This window comes from Microbacterium imperiale (genome assembly GCF_017876655.1).
Classification (GTDB): Bacteria; Actinomycetota; Actinomycetes; order Actinomycetales; family Microbacteriaceae; genus Microbacterium; species Microbacterium imperiale.
Map to the genome: position 1 here is coordinate 1,603,390 of NZ_JAGIOK010000001.1, position 23,812 is coordinate 1,627,201.

Here is a 23,812-nt window from a genome sequence, read left to right on the forward strand (position 1 = left end):
TCAGAACGGGGCGTCAGAGCCCTGTCCGAGGCGCGGTCGATCACGAGCCGGCCCAAGTGCGCTGCGCTGGATGCCGCCGGCGACGAGCAAACCGGCCGCCGCGAGAGTCGACACTCCCATCCCGAAGTCGAGCGCCGTGCCGAAGATCATGAGGAACGCGCCGATGGAGACGCCAACGAGCGCCCACCGCCGCCCCACAGCCACACCGGCTACGCCGATCAGCAGTCCGAGGCCGCACAGGCCCAGGCTCGGACCCAGCGTCTCCACCCAGAGCCCGAGTCCGGTCTCGCCGGGAGGGCGAGGACCGGTATAGGCCGTGGCAGAGAAGGACGACCACCAGCCGATCCACGCGAGCAGCACCGAGGCGAACACCACCAGCGTCACCGCGCGAAGAAGAGACGGTCGGCCGGTCGAGACGAAGAGGCCGACGAGCAGCAGCAATGCCGACATGCCGCCGAGCCCCACCGCCACGACGATGTAGCCGATGCCGTCGGAGCACAGCCACGTGCCGCCCTCGCCCCACTCGCCTCTGGCACCCCAGGAGCAGTTGTAGTGGAGGGTGTCGCGGAAGAGCGACAAGGTGCCGCCGGAGCTGACGATCGCCGCCAAGCCACCCAGAACGACAGCGAGCTCTGCGTAGTCGCGGCGCTCACGCCGCGCCTCCCCCATCTCGAGAGGTTCGGCATCCATGGAGGGCTGCACCATTGCGCCGACGTTACCGGCTACGTCGCTGCCCGACCGCGCGGGCAGCGCGTCGATGAGGGCCGTCATTCGGGTTACTCGGTCGGAGGCTGTCCTACCCCGCAGGGAGTCAGACTGAGTAGGTCGACGACAATGCCTCCGTCGATCTCGAGAACCTTCACATCAAGCACCGTGCCGCCCGAGTGGTCTAGAGCGACAGCCGGCGACGTGATGTCCACCGTCTCTGCGACCGCGAAGTCCTCGCCCAGGCGGCCGGGGAGCGCATCGACGAACGCTTCCCCGTCGAAGCCCGGCCCGGGCGTGACACCCCAACGGATAGTGGCGTAGTACGTATCGTCGCCGCATGTCAGGTAGGACGGGTCAGGGGTGTCCACCGTCACAAACCCCGCCCGAGATTTCGTCCGCGAACCGTTGGAGCACAGCCTCGGTCTCAGCCCGCGCTTGCTCGAGCGTCGGCCGCTCCGCCATCGCACACCCGGCCATGGTGGTACCGGCAAAGGCGAGAACAGCAACGGCCGCCACTCCCCGCGTCGGGCTCACCGACACTCCGATCGGGATCTCGACGCTGCAGCCCGAGAATTCATAACTGCACCGCAGGCCCGACGCTGGAGCTCCCGCCAGCGGCGACGAGCAACAAGCCCATAACCAGGCTCGTCGCCATTCCGGCCGCAGCGATCAGCAACAGGAGCTTGCGATTCGCCCCGCGGGTGAAAGCCGCGCCGCCAGCGACCGCCGCGGAGAGTACCGCGCCGAACGGGAAGAACACGAGCGCGGCACCGATGGTCACGGCCCCCAAAACCACGATGAGAGACCGCGTGATCGTAGGAGATAGTCGTGGTTTCCGGGTTGCGGACCTCGCCATCCTCAGACTCTATGACCGGCGCCGACCTGAGTGAAACCGGCACCTTGATACAGTCCCTTGCAGTCCCCCCGCCACCGTCACGACCGTTGGGCCGATCGACTTCTCAACTGTCGCCGTCCTTGGCCCCCTTGACTCGCAGCTGTGAAGTCAGGCTGGCGCCCTCTCACCCGGAAGCCCCACATCGCGCTCTCCACCGGACGCGGGAACAAGCTTCCTACCTTCCTCGAGGAGGCCTGCTCAGAGGGGGAGGGAAGCGGCCCGTCAGCCCTGACGAGACTGTCGTCATTGGGGCCCGAATTGCCCTCAGCGCTTGGCCGCGACCACGGCGTGACCGGAGCATGGGCACCTGCGCGTCGGTAACCGGCGCCATCGTGCGTGATTCGGCGCTCAGCAGGACGAATCGCGGCGGGGACCGCGAAATGACCAGACGCGGGAGCGAGAGGCGCCCAGCGGGAACCCACCCACTGCCCGCGGGGTCCTCAACGCGTCGTTGGGGCCGTGTACGGGGCAGGGGCTGGCCGCGAGCCGGGCAAGACAGGGACACCGGTCGCGCGGGAGCAATGCGAGGCGTCGTCTCACCGGGACAACCGCCGCGACGGGCGGCTTCGGCTACTCCGCCGGCGGTTCCCCTTCACCGCACGCAGAGACGCCCAGCAGGGAGACGACCGTGCGGCCGTCCAGATCGATCACCTGGACGTCGAGGAGCATACCGCTGGAGTGCTTCAATGCGATGGCGGGCACCGATACCTCGACCGTCTCGAACTCACGGAACCCGTCGCCCAGACGAGCCGGGAGCGCTTCGATGAAGGCAGAACCGTCGAACCCCTCTTCGGGGGCAACTGTCCAGCGCGTCGAGTAGTAGAAGGAGTTTTCGGCGCACTTCCAATAGGGCGAGTCGGACGGCCGAACCTCCGCAACCCCGCCGGGAACCTCATCCGCGACGCGCTGCATCATCGCGTCCGTATCCGCACGCACCTCATCGATCGTCGGCCCACCTGCCGTGACACAACCAGTGATCGTCGTCGCTGCCAACGCGAGCATTGTTGAGAGCGCGACGCCTTTCGCGCGCCTCCAGGGAGGCGTCCCGAAAGCGGCGTCTCCGGCGTACCGTCGTGACGTCGAGGTGGGGATCATTTCCGCGGAGGCTTCCCTACCCCACAGGGAGTCAGACCGAGCAGATCGACGACAATACTTCCGTCAATCGTGAGGACCTGAACGTCGAGGACAGTGCCGCCCGAGTGATTCAGAGCGACAGCAGGCGACGTGATGTCGACCGTCTCAGCGACCACGAAGTCCTCGCCCAAACGTCCAGGAAGCGCGTCCACGAACGCTTCTCCATCGAATCCAGGCCGCGGTGTGACTCCCCATTGAATGGTGGCGTAGTACGTGCCGTCGCCACATTGACGGTAGGACGGGGCAGGAGTGTCCACCGCCACGACCCCGCCGGGAATCTCATCTGCAATTCGCTGCAGTAGCGCCTCGGTCTCAGCCCGGGCCTCTTCGAGCGTCAGTCGTTTTACCACTGCACACCCCGCGATGGCCATGACTGCCAGCGCGCCAAGCAGGACTGTCGAGAAGGCGCGCGTCGATGTCATCACGTATCGGTTTGCCGTCGACACCCCTTCACTCTCCCTCAGGATCGCCATCACCGCATGGCGCGAGACCGAGCAGGTCCACGACGAGCCGGGAGTTCGCACCTCGACGACACCTCGGGGGATCTCGTCCGCGATTCGTTGCATCGCTGCCTCAGTATCCGCCCGCGAGCGTCGGCCTTCCTGCCATCGCACACCCCACCATCGTCATGCCTGCCAGCGTCAGAACTGCGCTCATCGACACGGCCCGGTATCGATTCATCGGTTCGCTGCTCATTCGTTCGGTGGCTCGCCATCGCCGCATGGCGCGAGTCCAAGAAGGTCCACGACGATGTCCCCTTCGGTCCCGAGTACCTTGACGTCGAGGACAGCCCCGCTGGCGTGATTGAAGGCCACGGCTGGGGACTTGATGTCCACCGTCTGGGCGATCACGTAGTCAGAACCAAGGCGGCCGGGGAGCGCGTCGACGAATGCTTCGCCGTCGAAACCCGGCTGTGGCGTGACTGCCCAACGGTTGATGGAGTAGTACCCGCCGCGGTCGCAAGCCAGGTAAGCCGAGTCGGGAGTTCGTACCTCGACGACACCTCCGGGGATCTCGTCCGCGATTCGTTGCATCGCTGCCTCAGTATCCGTCCGCGCCTGTTCGAGCGTCGGCCTTCCTGCCATCGCACACCCCACCATCGTCATGCCTGCCAGCGTCAGAACTGCAGTGACCGACACTGCACGGGACCGCTTCATTGATTCGCCAGTTCCATAAAGATGCGCTCCAGGTGGAGATGCGTCTGGAGGTTCACGGACGGATCCGGTGAGATCACGTCCCCGTGTTGCCCGAAGGGACGGAAACCTGTGAATCCGGAGTCGAGCTCGGTGAAGCCGTTCTCTTCGCTGGCGGTCACGGCGTATCCGAACGGGTCCACTTGCATCCCGTCGAACGCCCGGTTGATGTCGGTGGGGCCTTGGATGGCGTAGTAGGCGGTGCCGTCTTGCGGTTCCCACCCTTCCAGCATCCCGATGCCTGCCAGGACCACGCGTGCCTGGAAGTCAGCACCCAGCCGTTCAGCTTGACCGCCGGGGCTCGACCCGAATGAGTGCTCGACGGAGAGGAGAGGTGTCGAGTCGGTGATGACATCCAGTTCCTCCTCGAACGCCGCGTAACGGCTGCCGAGCGGCAGAGCCCACAGATTCACCTGCGGTCCGAACACCGCCACTTCCGGCGGAGCGAGGTTCGGGAAAAACCCCTGCTTGAGCACGAAGCCCGCCAACTCCACACCATCGGGGGGATACTCGACCATCCGCCGCGTCAGGGATGTCAGCCCCTCGTCGGCGGTGGAGGAGTAGAAGCTCTCCATCGTCGTGTTGGTGCCGGGCATGAAACTCATGATGACATCCGCTTTCGAGACGTCACCGAACATCTCGATGATCTGCTGCCGGTCCCGGTCATAGTGGTAGAGCGACACATCTCCTGCCACCACGCGCTTGAGGTAGGCGATCTCGGTATCCAACGCGGCGAGCCGGTCCTGGTGCTGCTGCTCGTTGACGTGCTCCAGGATCTGACGCAGCATCCAGGGACTGGCCACGCCCGACGGGCCAGCGACGGCGACCGGCCCGTCCAGAGCAAGCTTGCTTCTCTCAACCAGGAGCATCTCCAGATTCGCCGCGGCCACGAGACGATTCGCCGCTTCGCGAACGACAGCCGGGATGCCGCCGAGGGTTCCGATCAGCTCGGGAATGCCGTTCACCAGCAGAGTGCGAGTTCCATCGACGAGCGCTCCCCACCAGGTGGCGACCTCTGCCGGAGGGACACTGCGGATCTGATCGAGGACCTCAGGATGCACCGCGACAAGCGGCCGAAGGTCCGCCTCCGACAGCGACGCCACCAGCGTCAGCAGCCCACCCCGTGGGATCGCCGCAGCACCCCCGCGAGCGAACACTCCCAGCGCACCTCGCACATCCCGGGACGACAGCGCCGAGATCAATGCATCGTCGGCCGCAGCACGCCGCTCACACAGCGCATCCCATTCCGCCTCCACGGCGTCAAGAGCATCCCGGGTGTCGCCGAGCTCGATCTCCAACGCACGAGCGCGAGCGACAGGCTCGGGAAATGAGACGTAGTTGTTCGACGACTCCGCGCGCGCAACCCGCAGCTGCCCACGGAGCTCCTCGCGCTCATCCTCGACAACAGCGCGGCGTCGGGCGAGCGAGTCCTGCTCGTCCTTGATCGCGCGAACCACCTCCGCGTATCCCCTCAGCGCACCGGCCGCGGCGCTCATGCCCGTCGCGAGCACCAGCAGATCGGGCTCCACCGCCGCCACCTGCCGCTGGAAAGCATCGTGAGCTTCGCCCGACCACGACGAACCGGATGCCGCCTCCGCTGCGGAACGAACGCTCGTCTGCGAAGAACGGATACTCTCTGCCCGCTCACCCCAGTCATCGGCCATGGCAGCCATCGCGGAAGGATCGCCGGCACCAGGATCATTCCGGTCGACCATCAGTACGCCATGACTCCGTCGAGATGAGTGAACTCGCTCGCCGACGCCTCCGGGCGCCGACCAACAGTCACCAACGTCTCGCTCGCGACCTCCGCGCGAATGCTGTGCTCGGTCGCGACATCCTGCAGAACAGACGCGACCTCGTTCGATCCGATCACGCTCTCGCTGACATATCCAAGCTCGCCGGAGTTCCTCACAGCCCGGCCCGCCGCACCGATCGTGGTTGCCGACGAGCGAAGCGTGTCGAAATGCACGGAAACGTCGGTCATGCCACCTCCAGAGGCGCAACCAGCCTATGAACGCGGCAGAAAATGCGAATCACACAAAGGGATGAGATTGGTTCGATCACTGTGCAACACGAACGAAGGAACCCCGGCAGGCGAAGCCGTGGTCGCCCCCCGTGCTGATCACTGATGACGCGCCCACCCGAAAGCGCGCATGATCCGATGTCCGGTGGGAGGCCGCAGCCATCATCACGGTTTGCCTATCGGGGGGTTTACATCGCGTCCTCTATGGTTTCAGCGTCCTCGTCTCTGAAGATCGAACGCTCCCACCACCCACCGGCAAGGCCGACCCACGTGGCTGCGCCCGCACCGAGCACGCCCCCGAGCGCCCACAGCGGGTGTAGCGCCGAGAGCATGCTCAACAACACGGTGATGAACGCAAGCACCGGGCGCGCGAGGTCTTTCCAGCGCGTCGGCGCCTTGGGGTCTCGGCGCGCGAACGCCACGGCTGCGGCGACGGTAAAGAACGTCGCCACGGGAAAGAGGATTCTAGGCAGGACAGCGAGGTTTTCCGAGACGGGCGCGAAGACCGCCCAGATCGCGCCCGCGACCAACACCGCCGCCATAGCGGCATAGGACACAGACCACCCGATCGCGGTCTTCCTCGAGACGGGTCTCTCCCTCATCGTGATGCTGCTTTCGCTCGGGATCGGTCAGCGGACGAGGCCGCCGGGTCGCATCCCTCACTCATGCCGGGGCGCGTCTGCGAGCTTCGGGTGAGCTATGTGAGCGGCCGGGTCCTGCTCGCGTTCGAAACTCGAGCTTAGGGTGCGGGCGTCGCCCCGCCACGCGCACCGGCGCGAGCCCGTGGTCGCCTCAGTGTCAGATTCAGATCTGCACCGGAAATGCAGCACGCACGCCCCACACAAACAGAAAACCCCCGGATAACCGGGGGTTTTCGCTGGCGGTGACGGTGGGATTTGAACCCATTTCGCGGGCCTCGCAAGGACGCTACTTTCGCGATTTATGCTCGTTTTCGTGCACATCTGCGCGGGCAAGCTCACGCTTGCGCACGGGTATCCACACCTAAAAGTGCACCAAAATGCACCACGAGCCGCACTCCATCAGAGCCGTCAGTCAGCTCGCGATAGCCGCTCCGCACGCCTGTGCGTCAACGCGGCGGCGACGTTGTCGAGGTCATCCGGAAAGATGGCAGTCGGCCTCCGCAACGCCGAGGGTCAGCGCGTGGTGGGTGCGGAGGTTGGCGTCGACCTCGGTAGGAAGGCATCCCCTCTCCCCCTCGTATGTGGCGACGGTTCGTGTCCTCATGATTCGCCCCTCCCTTACGTTTTCTTGCCGCGAAGGCGACTTGGCGTCCCCGGAGAGGTCGGCCGGCGCACAACCACTGAAGGGGCGGCAGCCAAGAGGTTTCCGGCGCGATGTGAGGGAGCGCAGCAGCCGTGCCCGAATCCGCGGAGCGGTCGGCGTATCCGACTAGGGCGTGTTGATCAAGAGGTTCAGGCTCAGGATCGGCGAGTCTCGATGGTGTGACGCGTCAGGAGATCTCGGATGAGGTGTGGGCTGTTCTGGAGCCGCTGATGCCGGTGCCGGTCGGCAGGTCGCGGCCGTGGACGGATCATCGTCTCGCGGTCGAGGGCATGGCCTGGAAGTACCGCACGGGGGCGCCCTGGCGGGATGTGCCGGAGCGGTTCGGGAAGTGGAACTCGATCTACAAGCGGTTCGCGCGCTGGGCCGAGGACGGCACCTGGGAGAAGCTGCTCGCCGAGGTGCAGAAGCAGTCGGACGCGGCGGGCAAGCTCGACTGGGTGGTGTCGATCGACTCGACGATCGCGCGCGTGCACCAGCACGGCGCGACCCTCAGCCGCGACACAGGGGGCTGTGTCGAATCACAAGAATCCGCGGGAAGAGCCGCCTGATCACGGGATCGGCCGCTCCCGTGGCGGGTTGACGAGCAAGGTGCATCTCGTCTGCGACGGGCGTGGACGTCCGCTGAGCTGGGTGATCACCGGCGCGAACATCAACGACACCACGATGATGACCGCCACACTCGAGCAGATCCACGTCCCTCGAGCTGTCGGCCGTCCGAGGCGGCGCCCGGATCGGGTGCTCGCCGACAAGGGCTACCCGTCGAAGAAGAACAGGGCGTGGCTGCGGGAGCGGAAGATCGCCGCGACGATCCCGGAACGCGACGACCAGATCGCGCACCGCCGCAGGAAGCCTGGCCGGCCCATCGACTTCGGGGAAGCCCAGCAGGAGCGCTACAAGGGACGCAACGTCGTCGAGCGCTGCTTCAACAAACTCAAGCAATGGCGCGGCATCGCGATGCGCTCAGATAAGACAGCCCGCTCCTACCGCGCCGCGATAGCCCTCGCCGCCACGCTGATCTGGATCAAGACCGACTTAATCCACACGGCCTAGCGCGCGGGATGGCCGACAGTACGCTGCCGAAGGCTTCACGGCAAGAAGATCCGCCCGTAGGGCCACGCCGCCCCGGCCTTGGCCGGGTCCGCTTCCGCACAGACAACGCGATGCTGTCGAAGTGATTTCGGGAAAGGCTCTATGCCTGCGCCGACGGCCTGTGCCCCCAGCAGGACGGCCGCTGAGCGGTACGCAAACAACCGAAAGCACACGGTGACACGCGGGCTTTCCGCGGGAGAGGGCCGGCGCGCTCTGGCGCGGCTGTATGGGCGTGGCATCGTTCGCAGAACGGATCTTCGCGCGAGTACGAACCCAGAGCTGTCGCGACCAACCGATAGTGTGTGTGCCTCACGAACGATCGGATGACCATGGCCGGCGACGTACTCGCGGAAAACTTCGCGAATTCCGACGACACACTCTTGGAGCACGGCTTCGCCTTCATGGGAGCCGTTCACAGTCTCGTACAGACATCGAACTCCGCCACGAAGCCCGATTTGATCCTCGCTGCCATCACTCACTCACTCAGCGACGGTGATAAGTCGGTGGGCGAACTTCGTGGAGAGGTGCATCGTGTGTGGCCCGGGGCAAAAGTAAGCCTTGGAGATGTCAGCTCTTCACTCATGATGGGGCAGGAGCTGGGGCTGCTGCGACCGATCGAGGCGCTTGACGATGCCGAGCTCTGGCAGCTCACTCCCCGCGGTGTGCAGGATGTGCAGGGGCAGGAAGGGTGGGTCGAGCAACTTCGCGCGAGAGCAGCCCTCGATCTCCGCGAGAAAGCTCTGAGTGACCTCGACCTGACCATCACGGACGAGACCGCGGAGCTTTGGCTCGAACGTATCGTCGGAGCCTTGATAGCTGGGATCACGACCTCCCAGGACGCCTACCTCGGCCATGTGGACCATCTAGTCGGCAGGCTACTGTCGCCTCGGAAGGTAGATCGAAGAGCGGTGCTCGCTCGGTTCGATAGCGGTGGTTCGGACCTGACTGTCCTTGAGTTTTTGAAGGCCTGCACACTCACCGCGCTGGACCCGCTCGACCCCTTCGGGAACGAGCTGGTCTCTCTGATCACCACGGGTTGCGTCCTACACTCCTACGTCGCGGGACGGGACTCCGCGTCAGTCCTCGACGCATTGGGATCACCGAAGGGCCAGCGCGCGCTCATCGATACGCCAGTCCTTCTGGATCTGATAGGCCCGACGCGGGTCAGTCGAACCGTCGCGCTCACGATCAGTATGGCGGTCGCGGCGGGTTGGGAGGTGATCGTGTGCGAACACTCGATCACCGAGCTCGTCGGTGTAGTCGAGTCGGAGTTGCCGCGTATTCGTCGGAGCTTTCAACAAGCGCACGACAGGGGCATCAAGGAGGAGTGGTACGCCAGCCTTTCTGCAGACCAACTCGCCTCGTACGCGGTAGAACTCCTGCGCGATGGAACGTACAAGTCGCTCGATCAGTTGCTCGGCGCCGCGGAGGCGATCTCCAAACGTCTGGATGATCTCCGGGTGATCGTCCGACCTCACCATAATGAGAACGACCGGGCCAACGTCGAGCGGTGTAAGGCGGCACTCGAGGACGAGCTAGACGGCTTCTCCCGATCAGCCAACGCCATCCAAAGAGACGCCGAGTCGATGGCAGTGGTATGGCGCCGCCGGAGGCGACAGAACGCCAGCACCCGTTGGCCGGGAGGCTGGATCATAACGCCGGACCGCCATCTAGCTGCCCCCTACAGCACGCTGGTTCGAACGGATCGGATCTCGATCAGCATGAGTGTCTCCCAATGGAGCACTCTGTTGTCGGTTACCGTGCCTCCTACCGACGTCGTCTCACTTGCGGAGGCAGCCGCGACCCAACTCGTGGAAGAGGCAATGTGGCTCCTCCCGTCGCGCTACACAAGTGATGTTGCCCTCGAACTCGCGCAGTTACTCGCCCCTGGCAATGGTGGTTCCTCGACGGATGTCCGATACGCCCAGATGACGCTGGACCTCGCGCTTGACTCAGGAAACAACGAACGCACCGCCACCGCGATTGCGGCAGACGTTCTGGCTGCTCGCACCAAACGGCAGGAGCAGCTGGCAAGGCAAAAGGTCGAGAGCGCAAACCACACGGCTGCAGCGGCCGAAGCCTCTCGCCGCGCAGCGCAGTCGTTGGCTGCTGAAAAGGGTGTCGAGGCTCGGTCGGCCCAGGACGAGGTCCGATCGGCTAATGTCCGCATCTCCGACCTCGAGAAACAGGTCTCATGGCGGGGACGGCAGATCAAGCGCGTCTTGACTTCAGTCGGTATGGGCGCAGGTGGGGTGCTGGCGCTCGTTCTCGCGATCCTGATCGGCGCTTGGCCCCCAGTGATCATCGGGATGGTTGTGGCGTTTCTCGTCGGCGCCTGGATTCTGTACAAATGGTGCGTGAATGAAGGCGCCAGCCTGAGCCGCCTGCTTTGGGCGGCTCTCGTTCAGCTACTGGGGATCGTATCAGCGCTGGTCGGCCTCGTTGTGGACCTCTCGGGCTGATACCGGCCGTCGTAGGGAAAGGCGGAGCGTCGTTCCGCCGATGACCTGGATGCTGACGCAGTCGCCGATTTCAGCAACAAAGCCCGATCAGATCGGCTACTTGAGCATTGACGGTGGATCCAGTCGCAACCACGCAGGCCCGACTCGATGTGGTCGACGCAGACCCGCTCGCAGCCGGCAGCGCCGAGCTCGACGGCCTAAGCGTTGGGGCCCCGCCCCCTCTTCGAGACCCGGGCTTTCGGCAGGGGGCGACGGATCGAGTCTCGGCGTGTCGCGCAGCTGCCCATGGACGTCGACGACGCCTGCCGGAACGATCGTTTGCGGGGATGCGACTAGGGTCACACAATGCCGATCCATCACTCAGGCGACAGCGAGCCCGACCCTCCCGTAGGCGCGTCCTTGGTCTTCGAAGACGATGTCGTTCGCGCGGTGATGAGGCACCTTCAGTCGGAGGGATGGACGATCGACTCGTTCGCGCTCAGCCACCAACACGGCGACGACGTAGTTGCCAGCCGAGGTCGTGAGCACCTGATCATCGAGGCGAAAGGGGACGGCAGCTCCAAGAGCACAACCGCGCGCTTCGGTAAGCCCTTTACGCGAAACCAGGTGAGGACTCACGTAGCTGTCGCGGTGGCTCGGGCAATGCGAGCGACCTGTTCAGATGGAACTAGCGCTGGTCTTGCTCTTCCAGATTCCGAGTACCACCGTGTCGAGATCGAACGCATCGCACCCGCACTGCACAAGCTAGGTATACGACTGTTCTGGGTCAGCCCAGATCACTCCGTCAAGACGGCGTGATCTGATGCTCGCCCCCGGAGCGCCAATGAGTAGGCGCGGGGCCAAACGCTCGCCGCGTGGCACGCACGGCGGTCTCGGCGAAGACGAGGTTCGCAGCGCCACCGATGACAGCACCCAGCCCAAACGGCACCACTTTGCCGAGCACGATGATGCCTTGCTTGGTGCCGTACTTCGTGATGAAGTGACGACCGAGAACCTTGTTGATAGCCGTAAGTTGCGAGGCCGGCACCTTCGCCACAATCGTCTTCGCCCAGTGCGGCCCCGTGCGCTGGGCTACCCGCTTGATCATCTCCGTACTGCCACCGCCAGCGAGAATGCCCATGATGAGAGTGCGCCGACGTTCGATCTCATCGACCCGCACCCCGTGGATGTGAGCGACCGAAAGCGCAAAGAGAGTGCTGAGCTCCAGTGATGTGAGAGCCTCACCGCCAGCCAGCACAAGCGCAGCGCCGGTCCCTACTCCCGGAGCCGCTGCCGCCGCCCCCACGCCGGCGCCGGTCCCGGTCAGAGCACTCCGGTACATGCGCTCCAACGACATGATCGCCTCGCTGGGCGTTCCATTGGGGTTCCGCTGGCGAGCCCGGATGAGGTTCTTCTCGATGAGGTCGGCCTGCACTCGAAGCGCCGTGTCAAGTGCCGTCTGCACGACGCCCTGCAAACCGCGACCGTCAACCGGCATCTCTTTCTCGTCCACTGTCACAAGCTACTTCTTGAGCAGGAGCGCGAGCATTGCAAGGACGCTACCTTTGCGATTTCTGCTCGTTTTCGGGCACATCTGCGCCGGCAAGCTCACACTTGCGCACGGGCACCTACACCTAAAAGTGCACCAACATGCACCACGAGCCGCGCTACACCGGACCCGTTAGTCAGCTCGCGATAGCTGCTCTGTACGCCTGTGCGTCAACGCGGCGGTGACATTGTCGAGGTCATCCGGAAACAGGGCTGCGTACGTGTCCAGTGTCACCTTCGCGGACTTGTGCCCGAGCATGCGCTGCACGACCTTGACGTTGGCCCCCGCGCTGATGGCGAGAGATGCAGCGGTGTGACGCAGATCGTGCGGGGTCACACGGCGGAAGGTGGGATCGGCGTCCATACAACGACGCACCGCGGCGGCGAACCACCCGCTGTAGGTGTTTCCGGGCCGGAGGTACGACCCGTTGGCCCCCTCCCAGAGCCGAATGTCGGGGCTCTTGCCTCGGCAGGCACGCTCGATGGCGCCATCCAGAAACTCTGGATAAGCGACCAAGCGCTTCTCATGCGACTTCACCGACCCCAGATGGTGCGTGCCGTTGACGTCCGCCACGGCTTCCCGGATGTGAGCTCGACGGCGCTGACGATCAACGTTTCGCACCCGGAGCGCTGTCGCCTCGCCCCATCTAAGCCCCGTGTAGGCGAGGAAACGGATTAGGTCTGGGTATCGGGATGCGAGCGCGAGCTCTTCGACCTGCGCGTGGTCGAGAAACACTTCGTCCGGGATGGGCTTTCTCTTGATCGTGAGCCCGCGAGCCGGATTCTTGAGCACCCTGTTGTCCTCGATGGCGTCGTCGAAGATGCCGGCCAGCAGGTCGCGGGCTCGCGCGACGGTGGTGTGAGAACGCGTGCGGCCGAGATCCGTTAGCCACGCTTCAACCTCGCGTCGGGTAACGGCGCCAACGGCATAGTGGCCCCAACGTGGGAGAACGTGCACACGCCATGCACTGTCAACGGAGTGATGCGAACTGACCGTCACCTTGGCCCTATGCCGCACGAGCCACTCGGCGCCGATCTCAGCGACGGTCACCTTGGCGTCGGCACGGTCGATGTACCCGCCCCGGAGCTTGGCGACTTCGACGGAAGCGAGGTGCGCTTCAGCATCCCGCTTCAGCTTGAAACCGCGATCATGACCCCGTGAGCCATCGGGCTTGCGGTACCAAACCTCGTAGAGCCGACCCTTGTTCTTCGTGGCGTACGCCCTGATCGTTCCCACGTCAGCAGGCTTCTTCCGCCGTACTCGCATGCTCTTGCGCGAGAAGCCACGCATCCACCGCCTCGGGCCGGTAACGCACCGAACGTCCGATTCGGATGTATCTGGGACCACGGCCGGTGATACGCCACTCGCTAAGGTTGCGCTCGGTAGTGCCAAGTCGATCGGCGAGGGTGTCCGGCCGGATCAGAGCGTCAAGCAGTTCAGAGCTGGCGACAGCATCAGCCAAGCTCCGCACGGACGTGGTTGCGGTTGCAGACAAGGGGCATCTCCTCATGGTGTGAGGAGTGCTTCCGACGGATCCCTGCCCGTCGTTGCGCCCTGTTACGACCGTCGGTCGTGGCACGGGAGTGTCTCCGCGCCGAGCTAGCCGTCATCGCGACAACACTCAGTTTTCGATTAGATCCACATGCTCCCACGCACCGCCGACATCTCGCGCTTCGCGCGCTTTAGTACGGAGGATCGATGCCACGACGGCACGCGATTGCCGATCGCTGACCGCACCAAATTCGAGCTGAGGTGGGCCTGATCGTCGTTCCTGGACGACCGCATCAGGTGTCACTAGCGCGGGGCGGGTGCGTGCGAGATCGCAGAACAACGGGCGCGGCGCGAAGAAACAGCGAGACCCCCTGATCCACGTGTGTGGGGGGGTCTGCATCCCCAAGCCTATCTCGCTCCGCGCATTCGGCCAACGGGAAGTGCAGCGGGACAGATTCTCTGCTGCTCTTCGACGCGAGTCCCTATCAGCTGAACGACCAAACGTTGACGGTGTGTAGCTCGCTCGCCGCTTCACCCCGTCCAGATACGCGAGTTCGCCGTTTCCTGAGTTCGCTGGCCTAGATCACGCCATCGCAGACAGGTTGCAGCTGTGGATGCGGTCGACGTAGGCGAGAACTTCGCCTCGCTCGAGGACGCCGGCAGCGCGCTGCCGGTCTTGGAGCGGTCATTGATCGGGATCCAACTGAACGAGAGTGGCCGCGTCCGCTGGCGCCTCGCGAATGCCGACCCACGAAGCAGCGCGCCACTTGATCCTCCTTGTTGACCCAGTCGATGGAGGTAGCCCCACCGGCATTGGACCCCGGCTGGCAGAACCGAGCGTCACGTAGGTTCGTCTGCGTCCTGGCCTCGCAAGGTCGATCGGCGTCCAGAGCTTTCCGCTGAGGGGTACAGCGAGTGCCGCGGCGCTCTGCGCCGACCCGTCGGCGCAGGTGGTAGAACCAGCGGGATCCGAGTAGTCCCCATGCAGGGAGACGGACGGGCCCGCAGCCGCCCTTGCGGCGTAGGGAGTGCGGAGGCTCACCGCCGAAGCGCTCGGATACGAACCCGGCCTCGGGCGGCGCACCAACCTCCAGCTCAGATACGCGGCAGGAGCGGCGACAATGATTCCGTTAAAGATTCGCGCAACGAATCCCTGGCGCGTGTTCGGCCCAGCCCCGAGGCCGGTGCTCGAACAAGCGGCGCAGCATGACGAGCTGCGACCGGTCTGGAAGGGCTTGCTCACCCGCGGGGCGGAGTCAGCGGGAGTCCAGAGACGCCCAGGGTGATGGGCTCGGCGCCGAGCTAAGCAATCGCGACGACCGGCTCGCGCGGTTGACAGCGACCGATACGCGCTGTCAGCCGTCGAAGCGCCAGGTCGGCACAAAGCGCAGGAGGCAGACGCGCGCAGTCTTTTCGAGACGCCTCCTCCGCGGTCGGGGGCTCCCGCTCGTCGGCGCGTGACTGCCGTGCGACGGACCACGCAAGCCACACGCCAGCGATCTCACAGAGGTCCCGATCTCGGCGACTTAGTTCGCCGCCGCCCGGTCGTGCTCGAGAGGCATCAAGAGATCGGAACCTCCCGCTGCGGCGCGAAGCGACGCAGTGGTCGAAGCGCCGTCTCCTCCGCGAATCCTCCGCGGCATCGCCGCACCGTCTCTCCCGCGTCCGCGAAGGACGCGGTCAGCCGCCGCCTGACACATCGGAGCAGCGCGAAGACGCGTCAGCGGCGGGAGCACCCGAAGACGCCCCGGTGGGGCGTCAGAGGGCGAGGAGCGGCAGCTCCGAGTGAGGGCCCGAGACGCGTCAGCGGTGAGGGTGAGGAAGACCAGGAGACCGAGCGAAGCGACAGTCTCAGGGGCTTCCGAAGAGGTGTCGGCTGTGCCGACCGCAGGGCAAGTTTCGACCGAGCGCAGCGAAGGGTGAAACGCAGCCCGGCGTCACCTCCCCTTATGCTCTTTTCTCTCTCTCCCTCGCATCCGAAGCTACAGCGCCGGATCGAGGTCATTTCTGCTGCTGCATCAGCGGTTTCTGTTGTCGACTGATCATCAGTCGACTGGACGATTCGGAGCATCGCGGAGGATTGTTCAGTCGACTGTGGCGACAGAAACCGTTGGAAAGACGGGGCTTGGTAGTCGACTGACTTTGGGCGCCATCGGCGTCTAGTCGACTGCTTCGAGCGCAGCGAGGTTGAGGGCGGCATCGCCCTCAGTCGACTGCCCCGTCGCGGCCGCGGGCACGCGGTCGCTTTCGCCTCGCATCAGCGCAGGTCGGAGCATCGCTCAGACCTCTTCGGTACGCGCTCTGACACTCTCTGTTGGACGCGGCAGCTCGCCAGAGATGACGTGGCCACCAGGTCTCGCGACAGCCGCTGCAAGCGGCGCTGGGAGGCTCTTCTTTCGCCTCATCGGCCGCGACTGTGGAGCGGCCAGGACACCACCGTGGTGGTCACGGAACTGGTCGCCGAGCACCGTCACGACAGCGGGCGCGCGCAGCGCCTGGGTGCCCCGATGCGGCGAGTATCGACGCTCGGCATCCACCCCCCGACCCGGAGGCGTTGTCACCTCGCAGCCCCTCGCGGCCGGCCCAGTCACCGTCGCGACCCGTCGCCTGATCGACTTCTCAACTGGCACCGGCTTTGGCCCCATTGACGCCCAGTTGAGAAGTCAGGACGTCGCTCTCTCACCATCGGAGATCGGGATTCATCGCCGAGCCCCGCTCGGTGATGAGACTGCGCGACCATGCCTCCGGGGCGGAGCCCCCGGGGAGGGCTTTCGCCTCCATCTGGCTCCGCCGGCTGATCTGTTCCCTGGTCGGCAGCACCGCTGCCGGAAGCTCCCCGATCACGCTCTCCGACGGACGCAGGAACGAGCTGCTCTGCGCGGCTCCGGAGATCTCCTCAGAGGGGGAGGGAAGCGGCCCGTCAGCCCTGGCGAGACTGCAGCAGTTGAGGCCCCGAACAGCCCTCAGCCGTTCGGCGCGAGTGGAGAGGCGGCGACGCGAACGCGGACACTCCGAAGGCGGAGAAAGCGCAGCGAACGAAGCCGGAGGGTGGAAGCGGGCGCGGCGACGCAGCTCCAGTCGCTAGGGGCCTCGCAGGTCGCCCCCATCGCTTCACGCCCCCGACCCTTCAACCCCTCACCGCTGCTCGAGAACCAGCTTCCGGGGCCGGAAACCGTGACCAGTTTCCGGTCACTCGCCGCCCACGATGGACCCAGGTATGTCCGTGGCGTGACCTGACGGTGGGCATCGGCGGGGCGGCGACCATCGGGAGCGCTCGGAAGTCATCGCTCCGCAGGGCGAATCGAGGCGGTGGCCGCCGCGTGACCAGACACGGGGCCCCGAGCGCCCAGCGGAAACCCACGCCCAGGCCGCGGGGTCCTCATCGTGTCGCGACGGGCCATGTAGGGGACAGGGGCCGGTCACCAAGCGGGCAAGACCTGGCCACGGGGCGTCAGCCCGAAAGAAGAAGCCCCCGGTCGCAGCTGGTGCTGCGCCGGGGGCGATTCGAAGGAGTCAGGGTGTTCAGCTCTGCGGCGCGTCGGGGCGGGCCCAGGCGGTCATCTCGGTCTCATGGATGACGTCCTCCCGCCCGTTGCTGTACCTGACCCATGCACGCCGCCGGCCTCGCCAGCCGGTGGTCGCGAGGATCAGCACCCCTTCGTGCTCGGGTGGGTCGAGCTCATCCTGGCCTCTGAGTCGTAGATCAACCGTGCGCCCCGTGGCTGAGGCGAGGGACCGATAGGGACGATGTCGAGGCATGTGCTCTTCCTATCGGGCACCACCGGCATCTTGCTTCGCGCTCGACGGCGCAAAGCAGGAACCCCCGCCACCCGAGGGGGACGAGGGCCCCAGCAGGGAAACCTCAGTAGCCGCGATCGGCGGCGTCCATGAGCGCCCGGGTGAGGAGCCAGGTGCCGGACGCGTACAGCCCGGAGTTGGGTAAGCCGTTGAGCTCGACGACGGAGCGCTGGCGCTCGGCGTCGAGGGAGACGTCGAGCGCCACGGTGCCGCCGTGTTCCTCCGCAGCTCGCCGGCCGAGCTCGACGTGACTCTCCGCGCGAGCTACCGGGCTGAGCGGGCGACGCCCGCCTCCGCGAACGGTGCACGATCAGCCTCCCCCGGGGCGCGCGACTTTGAGCCTCGACCGTGCAATCATGCGCAAGTTCCTATGCCTCACGGCGACGAGCGCGCGTACGGCGCGACGCCTCGGTTGCGTCAGGTCGCCACGCATGGCTGGGGGAACTTTCGAAGGCACTACCCGCACCGCACACGGGGAAGACACCTCGAGCGCCGCCAGGCCTTCGACCCAATCGATACGAAGCTGTGACCGATGCGGTTTCTGCTCGTTCTTGAGCTCAATCGGCAACTTACGGCGCATCAACACCGCCGAACTAATGAAGCAACGAGACGCGAGGCGGTACGACTAGACGTGGCCCCGATTGCGGCGGCGACCGCCGCAATCGCATGGCGCCATGACTTGGAGTCGCAATGACACGCACGCAAACACTCACCATCACACCCGCTCAGCTACGCAGCTTGGCCCTCCTCGAGCCCTTGCGGGAAGCGCAGGCGTACGTCCAATTTCATCCTGACAGCTCACTCGTGCCAACACCGACGCTCGAACAGCAGGCACTCGAAGGACGCATTTTGAAAGAATTGCGTTACCTCCTCCGTATCGATCAGCCCGAGTACCCGAGCGAGGGCCGCATGGTTCCACTGGAGATTGAGGCCGGACGCAATTACCTCACCCTCGTCGTTGGCCAACGCCAGCTGGCCAACGAACTGTGTGAGCTCCTACCAGCCTGGAACTTCGACGAGGGGCTCGCCCTAGGCATCCCGTTTCTTCGCGCTCGTGAGAATGCCGGCCGCACTGGTGTCACGCTGTTTCGGCTCGGCGTCGATGCGGAAGTGACCTTCGTTGGCGTCTCGATGTCAGCACTGGAGGCGGAACGTGAGACCTTCCTGCGTTGCGGAGACCTCGTGGGCGTCCGCCCCGGGGACCCGGTGCTCGGCCGCGAATTTGATGTCCAGCTCCGGGATAACGCGGAGTTCATCGCACTCAGCGCGGTGGTACGCAGACTCGGCCTCTTCCTCTCAGCCAACCCCTTCGTGATCGAGACATGGACGACCCCCGGCATACTGCACGTGGAACTGGCTGTCCCCTCAAACGAGCCCACGCCGCTCGCAAGGCTCCTCGAGCATCTCCAGTCGCCGCACTTTGCGCCGCGGTTCGAGCTCACCCGAGAATTCGATCACCACCACCTCTTCAGTATCGAAGGCTCGACAGTGAAAGTGAATGTGCGGACTCTCCCTAGATTGGCCCAACCAGAACGGACTACCCCGCCTAAGGCTCCGTATCACCGCGACAGCTCAAATCGGCCACATCCAAAGAGCCTTGGCCGCGAAGCATGGTCACCGTGACCGAGCTCGCGCCGGCCCAACCGATGACCGAACCGGCGGATCCTCGCGCTTTCCGGCACGCGGGCGGAGGTACCGAATATGAGCGCCCCGTTCGCGGCCTAGCTTATTGCGGAATTCCGGCGACGCTTGACTTTGACCCGCTCCGAGCCGACGTGCGGGCCGCAAGTATCAGCCGATGGCGAGGCATCGGCTGAACGGCTGAGGACCGCAGAGAGGGTCACGAGCGATGAGCATTCACGTCACGGTGTATGGGGCGGCCAAGGGCTGCTCGAAGCGCGAGCAACGGTATCGCTAACCTTGTCGAAGGTCTACATAACCGAGGCCGCCGATCCCATTCAGGACCGGGGGCCCCGCGAACGTCTCGCCGGGGCTACGACCTCGCGGGGGCCGGATACACAGGGATGTTTTGCCGTTTGACCAAGGATTCTGACCAGTAACCAAGCGCGGCTCAGGACGTACCTAGTTGGTCGTCTCGCCGGGGAAAGCTGCGATCTCACCTGTGTCCGGGTCGATGATTCCGTAGTCCTCGTTGTCGCCGTCCTCGTCCTCATCGTCGAGCTCGCTCATATCAAGAGGCGTCTGACCATCGTCCTTCTCGTACGCCAAGAACTCCGCGAGCGCATCGCGGTATTCCTCGGGAAGGTCATAGACCAGCGGGATCGTGGTCGCCACGAGATCAGCCATGAGGATCTTGCTCCGGGTTACCCCAGTCCCGGTGCGCTCGGCGAGATCGACGTTCACGCGTCCGGATCGCGTGGACACGATCGACTGCGCCACCTCGCCAGCACCCTCGAAGGTCGCCGACAGCCCACGCAGACGCTCGGTGCTGATCGCACCCTCGTCGATCTTCGCACTGATGTGCTCGGGGCCCGAGTGCACGCTCACCTCGATCAGGTCGAAGCCGTCCGACCGCTCGATGAACCGTTCGACCGAAACTGCCTGCGCCGCATCCTTCTCCACGTCGTCCAGGTCCTTCTTCGCTCCCCCGAGGACCGCGAAGAGGTTCGGCGCTTCGAAGCTGATGTGGCGTCCCCGGCGGGCCCACCGGAACAACTCGCCCTCCGCCGGGGAGTCCAGCCCGAGCGGGTCGCTCTTCACCACGGCGGCACGCGCCGCGATCACGTCCAGGTTGGCCTTCATGAGCCACTGGATGTTGTCGGAGTCGGTATCGAAGTCGAGCGTCTCCAGGTCGGACAGGCGAAGCCCTCGACCGACCCGCTTCCAGAATCTCTCGTCGTCCGTCCGCATGTACTTGACGAGATAACGCAGAGATTCGGGGTTGAGCCGGCCCGACGTGTCCGCGCCGCCAGGGAACTGAGTGAGTGAACCCTCGCTCCCCTCCCAGACCGCCTGCAGCACACGGTTCATACGCCATGCCTGCGGGCCACCGAGGCGGTCCTCAATCGCCGTGACGGCTTCGGCTGTCGGCTCAAACTCGACCTGCGCCGCTGCGTCGAAGCCGCGCGCCACCACGTCCGCGAGGTCCACCGCCTGGTCGGCCACGAACGTGCCGCGACCACCCTGGGCTAGTGCATTGCTCAGCATGTTGGCCGTCGAGTCGGACTGTTTACGGTCGATCAGCCGCTCCAGCGCCGACGGCTCAGTGAACATGGCGTCGGTGTCGGCGATCACCTGATCGATCGCCGGCTGCGCCTCCACCGATTCGGGACTGGTAAGTCCGAAAATGAGCGGGTCGGTGGAGTCGATGAGGGCCACGTCGTCGACAAGCGCGTCGAGATCGTACGTCAGGCGGAGGTACACCCGACGGCTACTCTCGTCCGGCCAGGTCATCACGAAGTCGGGTGCGAACGTGTGGTTGAAGTAGTTGGTGGACCGCACCTTCGCAGTCGCGTCGAGCGCTAAAAGCTCCTTGGCGACTGCGTCTTTGACACGGAAGATCGACTCGCGTGGGGATGGGTCGAAGAGCCCGTCGAGGATCTGCGCGGCGAAGCCGGACACGTCAGCCATTAGTCCCCCTTCCTCGCCTCGTAGTCCTCGATGACCCCTCGATGCTCTTTCGAGATCACGAGGTTCTCTTGCTTCTCGGACAGGACAATGAGCCAGAGCCTGCTCGCCACCGCCGACAACGCGTCGGGGTCGATCATGGCCTCCGCCTTGTCCTTCTCCTTGACCCCGAACACCCGCACGCGGTGCTCGATGACGTGTTCGCGCACGTACTCGGCGGTCATGAGCTCCGGCCACTTCGTGATGGAGTGGGGGCTCCAGGCGAGCCACATGAAGTTGTCGCACATCCCTGGCTTGTCGAGGTAGGCAACATAGCACTGTGCGAGGAACTGCGAGTAGTGGTCTGCGAGGTCACTCGGCTTTGCGTAGTTCTTGGACTCAGCGAAGAACATCTGCCCGTCGTACTCGCCGTACCGGAGCAGCCCACCGAGGTCGAAGGAGAAGTTCTGGCCTCCGTGAGGCCACGCGAAGCGCAGCTTGGATACGGCTGGCGGGTCGGGGTTAACCCACTGGGCGTTGACGCGGGTGGTCGATTCAAGCCATCGCTTCGCGCGCCGCGCGCCGTCCGCCCCCTTGGCCTGAGCCGACTCCCCCTCGATTCGGGTCATGCTCGGTACATTAGCGAACGCTACCTCTGTCCCCGCGCATTGGCGTCACGGAGCCAACGCCGGGATGTCGGTCCCGGCTGACAACTCAGTCTTGAACTCGCGGCTTGTTGTCGCGCAGGTCTTCGTGAACCTGCTTTAGATCAGGCGTCACGTCGGGCCGAGACGTACTCGGCTTCTCGTCGTCAGTCATTTGGTCCTCGGCGACTCTCCGCTACCGGTCAGGGTCTGCAGGGCGTCGTCGACATTAGGGCGCGACGGTGGCTTCGGGGCTGGTTGGGGCTTCGACTCGTTGTTGTTCGGCATTCTCACTCCAGATAGGGGCTAGGGCATTGGTACCAGCGACGAGTAGCGCCGCGACGAGACTCGCCAGAAGGTAGGCGAATGCCCGCTTCGACCATTTCACTCGCTGTTCGTTCTGAGCATCGCGGCGAGCGATCTCGACCGCCTTCACTTCAAGAAGGTAGTCCTCAAGGTCAGCGGCAGACTTCTCTGACTCAACCCAGTTATCGACTAGGTTCCGCGCGGATGCGACGTCTAATTTGCGGGGCCAAAGTGCGACCGTCGCCAAGGCCACCGTCGCAACCGTGAGGCCGAACGGAACGACGCCAATAAGCCAGGTATCGATCGTGATCAACCCGACTCCGGTGGCCGACGCGAGCACCCCGGCAGCGACGACGATGAAAGAAGCCTTGGTTTCCGCCTGTCGCGTGCGCTCGACCGCCGCAGACCTGAGCACTTCAAGGTCCGCGTTCAGGAGCCGAATCCGTTTCAACTTCTCTTCCGCGGCGGGAGAGACGCCCCACTCGGGGTCGCGCGGACGCCGCCCGATGCCCCACTCCCCAGTCGCCCACATGGAACTCATCATAGAAGCGGCCTGCGACACCGCCGGATACCCTGAGCGCGTGGACTTCTGGAGCACCTTCTGGGCGACGATGTGGGGCGCGCTTGCTGGCGCAGGGTTCGGAGCCCTCGCCGCATGGCTGTTCTCCTTAAACCTGCGCCGTCGCCAGGAGACGTATGAGGCGGCAGTTCGAAAATCCGACCTGGATCGGGCGCACAAGCAGGAGCTCGATACCGCCGTCGCCAAGGTGGTGCAGCTATTCGGCGAGTACAGCGCGGCCGCGCAAGCATTCAAGTTCGCCTTCGCTCCGAACGCCAAGCTCTCAGTGGAGACGCCACACGCCGCCGGGGCGCGGCTTCTTGCGTCAATCCGTGTGGCACAGATGACCGCCGCGCCTGAGGAACAAGCACCGCTTGAGGCAGCTTTCGCGGTAGCGACCAATCGGGAGCAGGAGACCTCGAACGAGCGCGACTTGAGTCTGAGCAACGCCGCGGACATGCTTGCCCTGTGGCGCCGCGGCAAGTTGTCCACGGACGACGCTGCGACAGCTGTGCGACACCCTCGTAAAAGGACGTCTCCGCCTGACGAGCCGAACCAGAGATAAAGCCCGCGCGGCGCTCCGTGACATCTTCCTGAACACGAAGAACCCGCGGAGCCCTAGGAGTGGGCTCCGGGGACCTTAACCGCCGGAGAGGCGCGCAGCGTCAGTCGTGGATCAGCCCCGCACGCGGGGTCGGCGCGGCCGCAACGAACGAATCCACATTCGCGTTGAACCGATCGTAGACCGACAGCACCACCTGCATGTCCGGAGCCGCTTTCGCGTCCAACGCCGTCAGATCCGCATACGCCGCGGTGTGGTTGCGGAGCGTCTGCGATAGGAACTGCCGCTCACGCGGGGCCGAACAACCTGCCAGTAGATCGAGCGTCTTTCCATTGCGTCCAGGATCCGCTCGGACAACGCTGCACGCCGATTCCGCGCGTACTGGCTCTGCCCTCCCCTGGCCTTCGCCATGGCCTCCGAGGCGCCAGACGAGCCCGTGACGTTCATCGCGAATGTGACGCCGGGGCGTCACGAACGATGCAGCTCACCACACGCTCGGACACCCACGTCGCCTCTGAGACCTGGCGACGGGTCGGACCTGCCCGGAC

The 23,812-nt window shown here is 65.0% G+C and carries 19 protein-coding genes; 4 read left to right on the plus strand and 15 right to left on the minus strand.

The genetic code is table 11. The annotated features are described in order from the left end of the window. The 9 genes from JOF37_RS07805 to JOF37_RS07845 form a co-directional block, all read right to left on the minus strand. Positions 1 to 771: a hypothetical protein gene (locus JOF37_RS07805; protein ID WP_210006328.1), complete on the minus strand. Its 771-nt coding sequence runs from the start codon at positions 769 to 771 to the stop codon at positions 1 to 3. 5 nt (positions 772 to 776) lie between these two features. Further along, positions 777 to 1,076: a hypothetical protein gene (locus JOF37_RS07810; RefSeq protein WP_210006329.1), complete on the minus strand. Its 300-nt coding sequence runs from the start codon at positions 1,074 to 1,076 to the stop codon at positions 777 to 779. 206 nt (positions 1,077 to 1,282) lie between these two features. Continuing rightward, the gene (locus tag JOF37_RS07815; protein WP_210006330.1) at positions 1,283 to 1,489 is read right to left on the minus strand and encodes a hypothetical protein; all 207 of its coding nucleotides are present in this window, start codon (positions 1,487 to 1,489) and stop codon (positions 1,283 to 1,285) included. Positions 1,490 to 2,173: 684 nt separating this feature from the next. Further along, positions 2,174 to 2,596, minus strand: coding sequence for a hypothetical protein (locus JOF37_RS07820; protein WP_210006331.1), 423 nt, complete (start codon positions 2,594 to 2,596; stop codon positions 2,174 to 2,176). Between the two features lie 98 nt (positions 2,597 to 2,694). After that, complete coding sequence (locus tag JOF37_RS07825) at positions 2,695 to 3,303, minus strand: hypothetical protein (protein WP_210006332.1); 609 nt, start codon at positions 3,301 to 3,303, stop codon at positions 2,695 to 2,697. A gap of 126 nt (positions 3,304 to 3,429) precedes the next feature. After that, positions 3,430 to 3,843, minus strand: a complete 414-nt coding sequence (locus tag JOF37_RS07830) for a hypothetical protein (RefSeq protein WP_210006333.1) — start codon at positions 3,841 to 3,843, stop codon at positions 3,430 to 3,432. A 47-nt stretch (positions 3,844 to 3,890) separates the two neighbouring features. Beyond that, positions 3,891 to 5,603 (minus strand): hypothetical protein, encoded by a 1,713-nt coding sequence (locus tag JOF37_RS07835; protein ID WP_210006334.1) that lies wholly within the window; start codon positions 5,601 to 5,603, stop codon positions 3,891 to 3,893. Positions 5,604 to 5,644: 41 nt separating this feature from the next. Then, positions 5,645 to 5,914, minus strand: coding sequence for a hypothetical protein (locus JOF37_RS07840; protein ID WP_210006335.1), 270 nt, complete (start codon positions 5,912 to 5,914; stop codon positions 5,645 to 5,647). A 227-nt stretch (positions 5,915 to 6,141) separates the two neighbouring features. Next, positions 6,142 to 6,555: a hypothetical protein gene (locus JOF37_RS07845; RefSeq protein WP_210006336.1), complete on the minus strand. Its 414-nt coding sequence runs from the start codon at positions 6,553 to 6,555 to the stop codon at positions 6,142 to 6,144. Between the two features lie 861 nt (positions 6,556 to 7,416). Between JOF37_RS07845 and JOF37_RS07850 the strand changes: the two genes are divergently transcribed. Both JOF37_RS07850 and JOF37_RS07855 read left to right on the plus strand, forming a co-directional pair. Next, positions 7,417 to 8,308 (plus strand): IS5 family transposase gene (locus JOF37_RS07850; protein ID WP_372445425.1). Its coding sequence is split into 2 segments (ribosomal slippage): positions 7,417 to 7,802 and positions 7,801 to 8,308, totalling 894 coding nucleotides; the frame shifts between segments, so codons are not numbered across the junction. Between the two features lie 368 nt (positions 8,309 to 8,676). Then, on the plus strand, positions 8,677 to 10,809 hold the full coding sequence (locus JOF37_RS07855; RefSeq protein ID WP_210006337.1) for a hypothetical protein: 2,133 nt from the start codon (positions 8,677 to 8,679) through the stop codon (positions 10,807 to 10,809). A 784-nt stretch (positions 10,810 to 11,593) separates the two neighbouring features. Here JOF37_RS07855 and JOF37_RS07860 read toward each other — a convergent pair. The 3 genes from JOF37_RS07860 to JOF37_RS07870 form a co-directional block, all read right to left on the minus strand. Continuing rightward, positions 11,594 to 12,301: an EcsC family protein gene (locus JOF37_RS07860; protein ID WP_210006338.1), complete on the minus strand. Its 708-nt coding sequence runs from the start codon at positions 12,299 to 12,301 to the stop codon at positions 11,594 to 11,596. A gap of 168 nt (positions 12,302 to 12,469) precedes the next feature. Further along, positions 12,470 to 13,573 carry a tyrosine-type recombinase/integrase gene (locus tag JOF37_RS07865; RefSeq protein WP_210006339.1) on the minus strand — a complete coding sequence of 368 codons (1,104 nt, stop codon included), beginning with the start codon at positions 13,571 to 13,573 and terminating at the stop codon, positions 12,470 to 12,472. 4,117 nt (positions 13,574 to 17,690) lie between these two features. Beyond that, positions 17,691 to 17,831 carry a hypothetical protein gene (locus JOF37_RS07870; RefSeq protein ID WP_210006340.1) on the minus strand — a complete coding sequence of 47 codons (141 nt, stop codon included), beginning with the start codon at positions 17,829 to 17,831 and terminating at the stop codon, positions 17,691 to 17,693. Positions 17,832 to 18,316: 485 nt separating this feature from the next. Between JOF37_RS07870 and JOF37_RS07875 the strand changes: the two genes are divergently transcribed. Continuing rightward, a complete protein-coding gene (locus JOF37_RS07875; protein ID WP_210006341.1) occupies positions 18,317 to 19,249 on the plus strand; it encodes a hypothetical protein in 933 nt (310 codons plus the stop codon). Between the two features lie 459 nt (positions 19,250 to 19,708). Here the strand turns inward: JOF37_RS07875 and JOF37_RS07880 are convergent, their stop codons facing one another. From JOF37_RS07880 to JOF37_RS07890, 3 genes are all read right to left on the minus strand, one after another. Continuing rightward, a complete protein-coding gene (locus JOF37_RS07880) occupies positions 19,709 to 21,217 on the minus strand; it encodes a hypothetical protein (RefSeq protein WP_210006342.1) in 1,509 nt (502 codons plus the stop codon). Further along, positions 21,217 to 21,822, minus strand: a complete 606-nt coding sequence (locus tag JOF37_RS07885; protein ID WP_210006343.1) for a hypothetical protein — start codon at positions 21,820 to 21,822, stop codon at positions 21,217 to 21,219. Before JOF37_RS07885 ends, JOF37_RS07880 begins: the two co-directional genes overlap by 1 nt. 244 nt (positions 21,823 to 22,066) lie before the next feature. Beyond that, a complete protein-coding gene (locus JOF37_RS07890) occupies positions 22,067 to 22,675 on the minus strand; it encodes a hypothetical protein (RefSeq protein WP_210006344.1) in 609 nt (202 codons plus the stop codon). Between JOF37_RS07890 and JOF37_RS07895 the strand changes: the two genes are divergently transcribed. Next, a complete protein-coding gene (locus JOF37_RS07895) occupies positions 22,674 to 23,267 on the plus strand; it encodes a hypothetical protein (RefSeq protein WP_210006345.1) in 594 nt (197 codons plus the stop codon). The genes JOF37_RS07890 and JOF37_RS07895 overlap by 2 nt on opposite strands. The last annotated feature ends 545 nt before the right edge of the window (positions 23,268 to 23,812 follow it).